At 40.9% G+C, this 13476-nt stretch carries 10 protein-coding genes; 3 read left to right on the forward strand and 7 right to left on the reverse strand.

All coding sequences use genetic code 11. The annotated features are described in order from the left end of the window. Positions 1-13 precede the first annotated feature (13 nt). Together DFO72_RS07805 and DFO72_RS07810 are read right to left on the reverse strand one after the other, a co-directional pair. Complete coding sequence (locus DFO72_RS07805; protein WP_243856089.1) at positions 14-697, reverse strand: NAD(P)-binding domain-containing protein; 684 nt, start codon at positions 695-697, stop codon at positions 14-16. A 92-nt stretch (positions 698-789) separates the two neighbouring features. Beyond that, positions 790-2235: a hypothetical protein gene (locus tag DFO72_RS07810; protein ID WP_113884001.1), complete on the reverse strand. Its 1446-nt coding sequence runs from the start codon at positions 2233-2235 to the stop codon at positions 790-792. A gap of 545 nt (positions 2236-2780) precedes the next feature. On the opposite strand from DFO72_RS07810, the gene nadX reads away from it, so the two are divergent. Further along, positions 2781-3587, forward strand: coding sequence for an aspartate dehydrogenase (gene nadX, locus DFO72_RS07815; protein ID WP_113884002.1), 807 nt, complete (start codon positions 2781-2783; stop codon positions 3585-3587). 29 nt (positions 3588-3616) lie between these two features. On the opposite strand, the gene DFO72_RS07820 is transcribed toward nadX, so the two are convergent. Together DFO72_RS07820 and yyaC are read right to left on the reverse strand one after the other, a co-directional pair. Beyond that, positions 3617-4291, reverse strand: coding sequence for a GntR family transcriptional regulator (locus tag DFO72_RS07820; protein ID WP_113884003.1), 675 nt, complete (start codon positions 4289-4291; stop codon positions 3617-3619). An 88-nt stretch (positions 4292-4379) separates the two neighbouring features. Next, positions 4380-5000, reverse strand: a complete 621-nt coding sequence (gene yyaC / locus DFO72_RS07825) for a spore protease YyaC (protein WP_113884004.1) — start codon at positions 4998-5000, stop codon at positions 4380-4382. 244 nt (positions 5001-5244) lie between these two features. On the opposite strand from yyaC, the gene DFO72_RS07830 reads away from it, so the two are divergent. Further along, positions 5245-5433, forward strand: coding sequence for a hypothetical protein (locus DFO72_RS07830; protein WP_113884005.1), 189 nt, complete (start codon positions 5245-5247; stop codon positions 5431-5433). Positions 5434-5472: 39 nt separating this feature from the next. On the opposite strand, the gene DFO72_RS07835 is transcribed toward DFO72_RS07830, so the two are convergent. Then, positions 5473-6600 (reverse strand): M14 family zinc carboxypeptidase, encoded by a 1128-nt coding sequence (locus DFO72_RS07835; RefSeq protein ID WP_113884006.1) that lies wholly within the window; start codon positions 6598-6600, stop codon positions 5473-5475. Between the two features lie 354 nt (positions 6601-6954). Here DFO72_RS07835 and DFO72_RS07840 point away from each other — a divergent pair, with 354 nt between their 5' ends. Beyond that, the gene (locus DFO72_RS07840) at positions 6955-7860 is read left to right on the forward strand and encodes a DMT family transporter (RefSeq protein ID WP_113884099.1); all 906 of its coding nucleotides are present in this window, start codon (positions 6955-6957) and stop codon (positions 7858-7860) included. A 35-nt stretch (positions 7861-7895) separates the two neighbouring features. Here DFO72_RS07840 and DFO72_RS07845 read toward each other — a convergent pair whose 3' ends face one another. Then, positions 7896-9143, reverse strand: a complete 1248-nt coding sequence (locus tag DFO72_RS07845) for a helix-turn-helix domain-containing protein (RefSeq protein WP_113884007.1) — start codon at positions 9141-9143, stop codon at positions 7896-7898. A gap of 109 nt (positions 9144-9252) precedes the next feature. Continuing rightward, positions 9253-13437, reverse strand: coding sequence for a S8 family serine peptidase (locus tag DFO72_RS07850; RefSeq protein WP_113884008.1), 4185 nt, complete (start codon positions 13435-13437; stop codon positions 9253-9255). Positions 13438-13476: the final 39 nt, after the last annotated feature.

Genomic DNA, 13476 nt, shown 5'->3' on the forward strand with positions numbered 1-13476 from the left:
TGATCAAATAGTTCTAATCAGCAGCTTTTTTGGTGGATTCCTTTAGTTCTTTCACAATCTCCTGTGCAAAATGCCCCAAGGTGCCTTCACTGTAAGAGCGGATGACTTCAGGTGCCAGAGAGGAGAGAGCTCTTTTAATATAAGCTGGCGGATAGTCTTTGCTGATGAAAACATTCTCGATTTCCACGGCTGTCTTTACGGCAAAGAATGTAGCCAGTTTGTTTACTTCTACTAATCTTTCTTCACTGTCCTTTACAATTTCCCCCAATGGCTTGATAAGGTCCACTATCGGACCTGGCAATTTGTCCTCTGATATAAACAGCCCATTTCCATTCTCCATTAAATCTCTCGAATGCCCCATATACTTCAATCCGTATACCTTGCAGGAAGGGATTCTTTCTAAAATACTTTTCGTTGGAAGTGCAGTCGCCATGTTGATGAAAGCAACAGAAGACTCCACAGGAAAAATGCTTTCCATAAACGAAATCACTTTTCCGGCCGGCAAAGCGAGCAGAATGATATCCATTTGTTTAAGTTCGTCATCGGTTAAAGGGCGTCCGTTAGGGAACCTTTCAGCAAATTGTTCTGCCTTTGATCTATCGGGATGATAGATGCCGATTGGAAGGTTTGATTTATGCCAGTGAGTCATCATGGCAGTCCCCAATTTTCCAATCCCAGCTAAACCTATTTTCATCATGTGCCTCCTATTCTCTCTGAAAAAAAGACTATCCTCTAAGTTAGTTTATTCTAACTTTGCAGGATAGCCTTTTATTTTTCAAGATTACTGTTTTACCAGATTAAAATAGCAATTAATGTGGCGATAAAAAGGCTGGCGACAACAGGGAGAAAGTTTTTCCTGGCCAGTTCCAGCGGTGAAAGCTGAAGGAATCCTGCTACTGCCACAAGGGAAGACCAGGCCACAATCGTTCCTCCTCCCCAGATGGCACCCATCTGCCCGATCGCTGCCAATGTGGAAGGATCGATATGGCTTCCATTTGCCAAAGCACCCGATAAGGCACCTGTTAACGGCAGCCCAGAAAAGCCTGAACCATCCAAGCCAGTGATCAGACCGACTATTAAAAGACCAAAACCGGCAATAAAGGCATTTTCCGGAATATATGCCTGGCCTGCATGTATCATATCAAACAGAAATGCAGGCTTGGCAGCGCTTTCATCTAGAGAAAGAATCGTGCCGGTGAAGTCTGAGCTTCCCATAAAGAAGAAACCTGCTATTGGAATAACCGGGGCCATCGCTCTAAAGGCGAAAACAAACCCTTCCGTTAAATGCTCGCTTATTTTATCCAAAGCATGGATGCGATTAAAAGCCAAGGTTGCAAGCACTAATAGAAGTGTCGCTACACCGCCGATAAAGGCAGCGCCATCTGTCCCTTCAAATCCGGATCCGCCTGTTAACTTTGTTGAGAACATATACAGCATAACAGCCAGCATGGATAAAGGCACTAATACGGCAAAGACCTTACCCCATGTATTTTTTCTCTGGATGGTTTCAGCACTTTCTTCAGCTGTGGCCGCAAGTTCATTGGCTACACCAAAAAATGCTGAATTTTCAGGGTTTAGCGAGGAGTCATGGTGGCCTTTTTTGACAATTGATTTTCTATGCGCCAAATAAATATAGGCCAATGCACTTACACCTGTAATGACAGAAAGAACTAATGTCTTATCAGCAACCAGTGCCTTATCAATTCCAGCTGCTTTGGCGCTTAGCATCGGTGCTACCTGCATGATATAATCAGAAGAAAGCGCCATTCCCTGGCCCGCAATGACAATGACCATGGCAGCCGTCATCACAGGCAGACCAGCCCTGACTGCTGCCGGGACCAGCAATGCACAGATAAGCGGGACAGCAGGTGTTGGCCAGAAAAAGAGTGAAATTACATAGGTAGTAACCATTAATACTAAATAGGAAACATGCCCATTGATCATTACCTTCTCAATCGGGCCAATAAGCCTTTTATCAGCTCCCAGGTCTTTCAATGAATTAAGAAGTGCGATCATTAGGGAAATGATTAAGAATATACTGAACAACTCTTTTGCTGCGAGGAGATTAGCGTTAAATACCGCCTGAAAGCCAGCGATAAGACTTCCTTTATAGATGACTGCCACAAAGAAAGTTCCAACGATAACCGGCAAGACAACGCCTCTTCTGAAAAGCATCGTTGCAATTACAGACACAGTAACAATTGCATAGACCCAATGAGCAAATGTTAACTCCATATATTCCCCTCCGTTTTTCGTTATAAAAAAAATCTCTTTATAAATAGATTGCAAAAGACAGATTGCAGGAGGCATGATCTGTTTATCTACAGCTGACTATGTAATACCTCGACACTTGGCTTATTCAGGAGGTTTTGAAACATTTTCCAAAAAGCATACTGCATTTGGTGGATTGTATACCAAACTAAACAAAAAACAAAAAAGCGATACTCTTCGATGTGTTCGTGTTATGCGTGTTCGCCAGCCGAATCATCCAATACTATTTACTTATGATCCTACAGAAATACTGTTCTAAAGATCAGCCTTTCTTCCTCTGGTTGACCACCTCCCTTTTTCACTATTTTAAACTTGTATACTATAATAACACTAAAAATAAATATTGTGCAAATAATTTTGAAAATTTAGATGTTTTAATATTTTCTATAAAATATATTGCTCTCTTTATAGATTTAAGGTAAAATCTAGAATAAAATTGCACAAAGTATATCGTATACCAAATTATATATTCCTATTTTTAGAGGTGATCCCAAGAAGGAGTGATAAATATGCTTAAAGCTGGAATTATCGGTTATGGAACGCTGGGGAAAACCATTGCGGAATTAATTGAAGCCGGCTATGCTGGCGATGTGGAGTTAAAGTCTGTGCTGGTTAGAAGAAAAAAGGGGGCACAGCATGCTGACAAACAGACATTTGCTCTAACATCAGATGAAGCAAGATTTTTTAATGGGGATTTAGATATTATCATAGAGGCAGCGGGTCATCAGGCTTTACAAATGTTCGGGGAGCAAGTGCTGGCAAATGGAAGCCATCTTGTAGTGCTTTCCGTTGGAGCATTGGGAGACCCCGATTTTTATGATAAACTTCAGATTGCGGCTAAGCAGCATAACCGGCAGATCTATATCCCGTCTGCAGCTATCGCAGGCCTGGATCGGATTGCTGCAGGTGCAATGGGAAAAATTGAAAATATTACTTTAATTACAAGGAAGCATCCCCGCAGCTGGAAAGGTACGATAGCGGAAGAAAAAGTGGATTTACATACGCTGACAGAACCATTTTGTATTTATGAAGGGAATGCACGGGAGTCATCCAAGCTGTTTCCGCAAAGCGTGAATGTATCAGCGGCCCTCAGCCTTGCAGGAATCGGCTTTGAAGAAACAAAAGTAAAAGTCTATGCTGATCCAACTATCCAATCGAACACACATACCATCAAGGCAAAGGGTTTTTTTGGCGAGGTGGAGATATCCGTATCGAATTTTCCTTATGAAGAAAATCCAAAATCCAGTCCAATCGTCGCCATGAGTGTGGCAAAGGTTTTAAAAAATTTAACTTCGCCAATTGTGATTGGAGTGTAAAAAAATTAAGAAAGGGCTTCTGCTCTTTCTTAATTTTTCTTTTCACTCTGCTGCACCGCTTCAATATATGCTTTTTTTGAGTTTTCAATATGTATTTTGGTCAGATATTCAGCCATTTCCATTTCTTTATTGACGATGGCTTCCATGATTTTTAAATGTTCCTCCATTGACTTCTTTGCCCTGCCCGGATTTTTATGCCCGATTTTGGCAAATGCGCGAATGTAATCGGATAATCCGCTCAGCATCTCATAAAGCTTCACATTTTTTGCAGAGCTGTATAGAAGATGATTGAGCTCCCTATGTAATTCAGAAGCATCCTCTTCAGGATTGTTCAGGTATTCCTCGACCTTTTTTATGCTGGCTGTGAACTTGCTTTCCATTTCATTATCCAGTTTTTGAACAGCCAATTTTGCTGCCAGTACTTCAAGTGATGATAAAATGGTAAACACTTCGATAATTTCTTTTTCGGAGATATCCGCTACAATTACGCCTTTTCTTGGGACTGTCTTAACAAACCCCTGGGATTCCAGGCGGAACAGCGCTTCCCGAATTGGTGTCCTGCTGATGTTTAATCTCTCAGCAAGTTCTCGTTCCACCAGACGGTCTCCCGCTTTAAATTCTCCATCCAAAATAAGATCCTTAATATGCAGATAAACCCTCTCGCGTATCGAGATCAGATTATCTTCCGTCCAGTTATTCCCCATCCCTTTCCCTCTTTCTCTTTGGTTTACGCTCATTATAACTTACCTATCGGGGTACAGCAATTTTTTGGCTGATTTACCCAATTCATGTTTACGGAACATTCATTTTTTCAATTACTCCTCTGGAAGTATTGTCATTTGCCGCTACACGTGAAATGATTTCCGCAATGATTTCAGCCAGTTTTAAAACCATGTATAATCTCGTGCTGTTTAAGGAATGTACAGGTGATAATGGATCCAGCGTATTGACAATCGCCTTCAAATGAAAATCACCCACACTCGGAAGAGCCCGATTCACTGCATTTCCAGGAATAAACGACCCTTCCCTTATTAAAATATAACCGATTTGCCGCTCGTCTCCTAGGCAGGCATCTATGCCAAATATAAATGGATCATCATAGGTTTCTTTGATTTCTTTAAGCACCTTTTTGATATTCAATGCGTGAACAGGCTCCTGTAAAGTCCCATATACTGGATAGGGAATATTTTTTTCCTTGAGGATCTTTCCTGCCAATGGCCCAAGGGAGTCTCCTGTTGAGCGGTCAGAACCAATGCACAAAATAACGATTTCCCTGGATGTGCTGTAAAAAATCTGTTCCAGCTTGGTTACCATCTTTTCGATTTCTGCTTCTTCCGTCGTTTCTTTAATGGAAATATAACTCGCTGCATCGACAACATTTTTGTTCTGTTTGCTGGATGAAAATGGCCACATCTTAGTCCCTCTCTTTCCGGTAATCGTTATTTATATTCCAAATCGTCTTTTTTTAATAACTTAATTGATAATCATTCTTAGTGTATACAATGAATGCAGCAATTGTAAATTTTTATTACCAATATATTATGTCCTACCCAGACCATTGGCGATATATCCCAGATATTTAATATCTTTCTACAATCATACTAGAAGCCCAAGCTTTCGTTCATCTTCTTTTTAGTTCCTTTGCAGAATATTTTATTTGCTTATACAAAAAATATTTTTCACAGAGGTGATCAGAACGAAAAAGGATATTAATAAAGAAATTGAAAATCAAACCAGCACTTCCCAGGATATTTTGATGGATCGGGTAAATCAGGCTTTTAATAAAGTGGCGGAGGATGTAAGAGGGATGGTTGCAGAGAGTATAGTGAAGAAGAACAGCAGATAAAAAGAAGCTGGCTCCATGACCAGCTTCTTCTATATTAACTTAAAATCCTGATGATTCCGCAGGAACAATCCCATTATAATCTGTCCAATAACCTGCTAAGGGATAAGACGGGATTCTATTCCAACTCTCAGGATCCACATCATTTACTTCTCCTGTAACATAGCCATATATCAAGGATTTTAAAGCTAAATAGTTTTGTTTTGTTAAATATCCATTCGATTTCTGCCCCAGGCTGCCATCGCTTGAATTGCCTTTCGTTTCAAAAAATACTGCTGGATGGCTGTGATTTTCCGGGTTTAATCCATTAAAATTCAATCCCATCATCATAGCTGATACGACTCCGCCTTTAATGTCGATATCGTAGCCTACTTGTTTTTCACTATCAACAATCTGGTAGCGGTCAATATGAGTATAGCCGTATCCGTTCATTTCATCATAGACATATGCCAACATCTGTCTTGTTACATCATTGTAGTTTTTGTATGCAGGCAATGTTGGTCCATTCGGCGCAAGGGAAATACCGAGTGAAAATGAAGTTGCTTCATTTGTTCCATAAATCTGTTTTAATCCTTGATGATGCAAATCGATCGCAAAGTCAGGTTTCAATTCTGCCCAATAGGAATAAACAACTTTAGACTCATTGGCTTTAAAGCCGCCTTCAGCTGCCCAATCCCGATTCAAATCCAGTAATTGTCCAGTCTCCATAACCTTTGTACCGCGGGTATTCATTTCTGCTCCATCCGGATTGTACATTGGAATGAAGTATAGTGTGGACTCTTCCAGAACGGTCTGTACCTCTTTGGAAGAGTTGCTCGCATAAGTTTTTAACAGCTGAAGCGCTGCCTCAGTAACCAGCTTTTCATTACCATGGATTTGAGCCTGAATCCAGATTTTCTTTTCCCCGGTTCCAACCTTGGCGACATAAATGCTTCTGCCCTGCTCAGATTTGCCGAAGCGGTCGAGTGTAAAAACTTCCACTTTCCCCTTGCTTGTCTGTTCAATGCTTTTAAGCGTTTTCACGACATCTTCGTAGGAGAGCATGCTGTTAATACTTGTGTTTCCATTTGTAGATGGCCCTCCTGGTACGGTTGCCGCAAAGGAAAGTGTGGAGAACAGCATAACAAGAAATGCTGTCAGCAATGCGATTTTCCCTGCCGATTTCCTCATATGTATTTCACCCTTTCTATTTAGCCCCTTTCTTCGGGACTCTAAAGAAATAATAAGGGATGGGCTTGTCCCTTGACAGAGAAAAAAGAATGAATTTTCCGCTAATTCAAGAGATCATTTTTTTAATTTTGGCAAAGTGATTGGGAATAAGGAACTGTTTTACACTTTAAATCGATAAAATATGACAAAACCCAACATATTCCCCGCTTCCTTTTTTCCTAAAGTTAAAATTGACAAATCTTTAATAAAAATTAACTATTTCGCCTTCCGAAAAAGGTGTTATAATACTATTTATAAAATTTTACAGAAATGAAGGCGAGTCGTTTGAAAAAGAGATTATGGCTTATTTATGGAATGCTGACTTTGGCTACTGCTACATGGGGCAGCGCTTTTATTGCCGGCAAGTTTGCTGTTCAAAGCTTTGAACCTGCAACAGTTGCTTTTTTGCGGTTTTTGGGAGCTGCCATCCTGCTTTTTCCGCTCATGTGGATCATGGAAAAAGACCGGAAACGACCGAATATGAGAGATCATGGATTGTTTGCTCTTTTGGGCCTGACCGGAATTGCCTTATATAATATTTGTTTTTTCCTGGCCACAAAGCATGCGCCCGTGATTAAAAGCTCATTATTTATTGCTTCAAACCCGGTGCTGATTGTCCTTTTATCAGGGTTATTTCTAAAAGAGAAGATAACAAAAAATCATATCATTGGAATGGCCGTTGCTTTGACAGGTGTAGTGTTTATTATTACAGATGGCCATTTACTTACTCTTTTCCAATATGGCTTTGAACCCATTGACTTCGTATTGCTAGGAGCTGTGGTCAGCTGGGCCATCTATAGTGTTGTGGGGAAAGTGGTTTTGAAAAAATTCAGCTCAGTGGAATCCACTACTTATGCAGTTGCCTATGGAACCTTATTTCTATTGCCATTCGCTTCTGCTGAAACATCTTGGATGGATATCCAGCAAGCCAGCATTATGACATGGATTGCTATTGCCCATATGAGCATTTTTGTTACCGTGGTTTCATTTGTCATGTATTATAACGGAATTAAAGAGGTCGGTGCGGCCAAGGCCTCCATTTTTATTAATGTGATGCCTGTTTCCGCCGTTATCATGGCTACGGTCTTTTTGGGTGAAACATTCACTATGGCTCATGGAATAGGGGCAGCATTTGTTCTGACAGGTGTTTATATAGGAACAAATGCGAAAATGTTTCAGAGAAGGATGCATAAACAGTCAATGAAAAATGAGACAGCATAACAATGCAGTCTCATTTTTTTCAGCTCGAAAAAAGTCTACTCGTGATCATAATAGCTTTTCTGTTTATGTATAAAAGAACGTGCGAGCTCAATTGCTTTTAGAGCCTCGCCTTTTTCTGAGTAAAAGTGGAAAAGCTTTTTCTCATAATGGTCGATTAAAATGCCATAGCCAATTTTTTTAAAGTACGGCAAGGCTGTTTCCTCAATAAATTGATAGTATTGCTGTTCTTCTTTTTTCAATAGATGAAGATGAAGCTGAAAATAAATCCAGGTATATGAATCAGCTGCTTTTGCCCTCTCCATGCCTTCTTCAGCTAATTTTATCAGCTCACTGCCGGCCTGAAGTTTTCCTTTATAACATGTATGGATGTATCCATCTAAAGCAGTTAAATAGTGAGGAGCATTTTCGGCCGTAAGCTTAAGCGCGTCTTCATAAAGGCCTGCAGATTCCCTGTATTTCTTTCGGCGAAAATATTCGAATCCCAAATTATGATAAAGCTTGGATTTCCGGTCACCTGAATTACATGCATCACATAACTTAATTAATTGTTCATATTTTTCCTTTGTTTCATTAAAATCATGTAGTTCTTTGGCATTTAGCTGAACAATCAGCAGCATTTCTGTGTCGATAATGCGGAGAATGTTTAAGGTTCTTTGAAAATATTGAAGAGCCTTTTTCCCATAATAATAGGCTGTTATATTTGAATGGATGGAATGGTAAGCAATCGCTAAGTGGTAATAGTATTCTTCATAGGTATACTGATCTCTGTCAATGGAAGTTAAACAGCTGATACAGTCACGGTATTGGCCTGTAAGAAAGTAATAAATGCCCTGGATATGCTTCAACAGATTCGCGTCATGAGGCGAAAAGGCAGCGGAAGTTTTATTAAACTCCGAGATCAATTTTGATGCTGACTCCAATTCACTCACAGATAAATAGTACCTGGCTGACAGCAGGCCATATAGAGTCTGAAAATCAGGCATATGAATCAGTTTTTCAGACTGCAGTTCCTTTTTTATCTGTTCAGATTCCTGTATTCGCTGCATAATCATGCTCTCATGCCATTCATCCAGCCTCTTTGCAAGCTGATGATATCGAAGTATTTCCTCCTCGGGATTAATGCCGAGCCTCCTGGCCAGGAGGTGTGTAATTTCCCCGGAGTATTCGGTAATTCCCCGTTCAATTTTACTCAAATGGGTTACTGAACAAATCCCTTCTCCCAGCTGACCCTGAGTTAGACCTTCTCTTTCCCTGTAAAACTTAATTATTTTCCCAATGATCATGCTGCACCTCGGTATTAAATTTTCTATTATTATAGTGAAATTACCAGTAATTTTCTATAGGTTAATAGAAACAGGCAGGAGAACGTGTCTCCTGCCTTCTGTGCAATTCTTATTTTTCTTTTGGCTCCAATCCAATCATTTTAAGGAAATCCTCAAGGCGTTTTTTCCCGATTGTTTCTTTCGGCTGATTTCCTTTTCCTGCTAATGAGCCTTTCGTTAAGAAATTCTTTTCAATCCATCTGACATCTGTTTCATCGACCACCCCATCCTGGTTAATATCGAGATGTGAATTTTTAGGGGCTTTCTTGCCATAATTATCAACTGCTTCTTTCAGATCCCGGATATCGACAATCTGATCCTGGGTAACATCCCCTGCAAGGTTATCTTCGGGGTTAATTCTTACATACAGGCCTTGCTGCTCTCCCTCTTTTTCAATGCTTGCCATTACATTCTTATATTCAGCCATATGGCCAGGCACCTCGACATAGACGGTATAAGCTACTTTATCTGCTGGTACAATCACTTCAAAGAGGCCCTTGCTGTCCAATGTTCCCTCATATATCTTTCCATTTGCAGCTTTGGCGAAGACCTTTGCCTTAAGCTTGGTAAAATCGTATTTGTTATCAATCCAGCCTCCAGAGGTTAAGAAAGCTTCCGGAGCTATATTACCGGTTATTTTTGAATGTGAGGAATTGAATTCAAAATGGTTCAAGCTATATGCAGGAATTTTTGTTTCTCCACTTTCTCCCTGTTTTTTATAAGATAACTCCTTTAAACCAATGGAAGAGTATCTCGCATAATTTGTATCATCTGCTACCTTAAAGGTAACATCAAGGAATGGCATATCCCCGCTAATGCCCTCGAAATCAGCTTTTGAAAGCGATGCTCCGACCTTTACTCCTGATTGGGTAACAACAGGTTCATCCAATTCAATAGAAATTCCTTCTTCATCTGCAAATTTTTGAAGCTTTGGATTCACCTTAACTTTCTCGAATTCAAAGAAATTGAGGAAAGGCTGCACCTCAAATGAACCTGAAATGAATTTCTTCACATTATTTAAATCAAGGGTCATGGTAATCTCATCATTCAGCTCTACACTGCTCTTATCAAATCGGCTGGTCGCATGTTCGGTGCCTTCCTTCATGAACACATATTGAGGACTTGAAAATGTGTTCGCCGCTGTGCCCATATCCCAAGGGAATAGCTTTAACTGATAAGGTCTGGCTTCATATTCTTCCGGCAGCACACCAAATTTTGAAGTGCCATCATTTTCAAGCTTCAGGAATCCGCTAATAAATGGGCTGCCATTTTCATAGTAAGCAGCTGTATTGGTTTTTTGAGTAAAATCCATTCCTTTTGACTGCAGCAGGTCAACTGTCTTATCTGTAATATTTCCATGTACCCAGAATGCGTGATGGCCGTCTTCATCTGTTAACATGCCATCATTTATTTCGATGACTCCCGGTTCAATATCCAGATCCACTTCCGGCGGGGTATTATCTACGATACCAACACTCTCGTAGTGATAACTTTTCCCTTCTGAATCCCGGCTAATCAGATCAAGTACATAATCTCCCTCTGGCAGTTTTTGAATGTAATCAGCTATTGGCTGCTTCTTATTCCCGGTGAATGGATAAACAAGTCCCCTGTGTCCAAAAAAGATCAGGTATTCCTTATCAGGGGCTGCCTGGCTGCCGTCATAGCTTCCTACGAGCCCAACAGCTTTGCCTGTTTTGGCATCTTTGATAATCAGGTCAAACGTTTCCATCGGGCTTTTAAACTTAAAGACAAAGTGAGAACCTGGTGCATAATATTGATGGAATGGCGTATCTGTTGTAACAGAAGGTGAGAGCGGCTCGGCATAGGCAATCCCTTTGTCTGTCACTCTTATGGCAAAAGGAATTTGATAGCGGTCATTTGGATTTGCCTGATTAACCACATGAATATAGCCTTCATAGCGGCCGATTTCAGCCGATTTTGGAATGACAATTCCAGCCTTGATTTGTTCTGTTTTTCCTGCTTCGATTGTCAGCGATTCAGGGACATTGACTTTAATTTCATTTTTAATTCCGTCCTGTATACCTTCCCGGGCTGCATGATATTCCACTTCTACTCTGAATGATTGATCCTGTTTACTATTATTCGCCACTTGAATGCTTCGGCTGTCCTCGATATCCTCATTGTTAAAGTAATGGGTGCCGTAGCTGATGGAACCAGTAATCTCATCTACTTGGATATATTCTCCGTTTTCTATATGATTGGTTTGATCCATTACTTTGAAAGATATGTCCGAATGAACAGCCTGATAGGCATCTACCCGGCCAGCCCCCACTTCATATACTGAGTAATCACTTTTCAAGTCATCAGATGTGTTCATCATAGCCGTTTTAACAGCGAATGGATCCAAGTCTGGATTTTGCTGAAGCATAAGTGCCGCCACACCCGCTATGTGTGGAGTCGCCATAGAGGTTCCGTTCAGTCTCGCGTAGGCAGAGCTATAATCCTGTCCCTCTTCCGGGTGATTCATGAATTCCGGATAAGTGGAGAATATGGAGACCCCTGGGGCCACTAGATCCGGCTTTATATCATAATTGCTGTTAACAGGCCCTCTTGAGCTGAAGTCTGCAAGAGAATCTCCTTCCGTTTTAACCTCAGCAAGCTGATTAAAGGTGAGAGATACTTCAGGATTCTCTTTTAAATAGTCTCCATCTTCCTTTGTAAGCTGGAACGTTGGGATATATTTGGTGTTTTCTCCTATGTAGGCAGGGATTTCACCTTCAGTGTTATTAAAAATGATGACAGCTGCCGCGCCTGCATTTTTTGCATTTTTCACTTTTTCCTCAAATGTCAGCTCTCCGCGTTCAATTAATGCAATTCTGCCAGCTAACTCTTTCCCTGTAAAATCTCCTGGTTTACCCAATCCAGTAAACACAACAGGATACGATTTGCCTTCCAGAATTTTTAAGTCATCAGAAAAATTCTTGGCAAGTAATTTCATAGATTCAAAAACTTTGTCACCTGCACTGGCTTTAAAAGCCGGAATGGTAATGGCTGCATCACTCGCACCTACCGTAATCCCAAACGCACTCGTACCTGGCGATCCAAGCGTCTTTTCGCTTGGGCCCGCATTTCCTGCTGCTACAACGGAAACCACACCTGAGAGCATCGCGTTATTAATCGCCACTGAAGTAGGATATAAAGGGTCATTTACACTAGCACCTAGGGATAAATTAATTACGTCCATGCCATCCTCAACAGCTTTATCAATGCCTGCCAGCACTCCATCTGTTGTACCTGAGCCATACGGACCGAGAACTCTGTAAGCAAATAAATCTACATCAGGCGCCACTCCTTTAACAGCATAATCAACTGCATTGTCTTTTTGCGCAGCAATTGTGCCGGAGACATGCGTACCATGGGAAGTATAATAAGCAGAACCATTTAGAAACTCAGGCATGTTCGCCGCTTTCCATTCATCATAGGTCGCTTCCATTGGGTCTGCATCATTATTGATAAAATCCCAGCCTTTCACTGAGGCAGGATCGAATGCTTTCGGATCTTGTCCGTTTTCCGCCCGGTATCCTTTATAAGAATCTGTTAAGTCAGGGTGCGAATAATCAATTCCTGTGTCCAGTACTCCAACCTTGATTCCTTTTCCGGTAACCCCTTCAGCGTGAAGCTTATCAACACCGATTTGCGGAATGCTGTCTGCCATCTTCGGCTTTATTTTAGATTGCTCTGCTGAAGGAAGATCCAGCTGGACCTGTGCATTGCTCCAAATTCGTTTTACTGCGCCAGATTGCAGGAGTTCTTCCACTGCTATTCCTGGGAGTGTCATGGAAACACCATTGAAGGCATTCCTGTATTCTCGTTTTACTTCAATTTTACTGGCATCATACAATGAACTGCTTTTATTAGCCTTCAGCTTGCCAACATGTGCTTTGAATTCACTGTGGGATTTTTCTACTTTTTCTTTAGCTAAAGAAAGAGAAGGTTTTTTGTTCTTTAAAGCTTCTTTCTTTACCTCCACCTTTGCAGGAGCCTGGTTAAACTCCACAATGACTTCTACCAGCTCAGGAGTGGTGGTATTTACTTCAGGGGAAATAATGAATCCCGGCCCTATCTCAAGCTGTTCTAAAGCTTCTCTTTGTTCTTTCGAGAGGCCATTTAAGATTTTTTCCGCTTCGTCCACCGTGATCTCCGGCTTCTGTGCAAGCACATTAAATGGAATGGAAGCAGTGAATAATAAACTTGCAGCTATGGCCCCTTTTAATAGATTATTGCGTGACTTCATATTTTTCCTCCTGCTCTTTAATTGATAGAAAAGTAAGAA

The organism is Cytobacillus oceanisediminis, assembly GCF_004366035.1.
GTDB classification, from domain to species: Bacteria; Bacillota; Bacilli; order Bacillales; family Cytobacillaceae; genus Cytobacillus; species Cytobacillus oceanisediminis_C.

Coding starts and splice junctions, on each gene's coding strand:
- DFO72_RS07805 (WP_243856089.1), bottom strand. CDS start 697: ATGATGAAAATAGGTTTAGCTGGGATTGGAAAATTGGGGACTGCCATG.
- DFO72_RS07810 (WP_113884001.1), bottom strand. CDS start 2,235: ATGGAGTTAACATTTGCTCATTGGGTCTATGCAATTGTTACTGTGTCT.
- nadX (WP_113884002.1), top strand. CDS start 2,781: ATGCTTAAAGCTGGAATTATCGGTTATGGAACGCTGGGGAAAACCATT.
- DFO72_RS07820 (WP_113884003.1), bottom strand. CDS start 4,291: ATGGGGAATAACTGGACGGAAGATAATCTGATCTCGATACGCGAGAGG.
- yyaC (WP_113884004.1), bottom strand. CDS start 5,000: ATGTGGCCATTTTCATCCAGCAAACAGAACAAAAATGTTGTCGATGCA.
- DFO72_RS07835 (WP_113884006.1), bottom strand. CDS start 6,600: ATGAGGAAATCGGCAGGGAAAATCGCATTGCTGACAGCATTTCTTGTT.
- DFO72_RS07840 (WP_113884099.1), top strand. CDS start 6,955: ATGCTGACTTTGGCTACTGCTACATGGGGCAGCGCTTTTATTGCCGGC.
- DFO72_RS07845 (WP_113884007.1), bottom strand. CDS start 9,143: ATGATCATTGGGAAAATAATTAAGTTTTACAGGGAAAGAGAAGGTCTA.
- DFO72_RS07850 (WP_113884008.1), bottom strand. CDS start 13,437: ATGAAGTCACGCAATAATCTATTAAAAGGGGCCATAGCTGCAAGTTTA.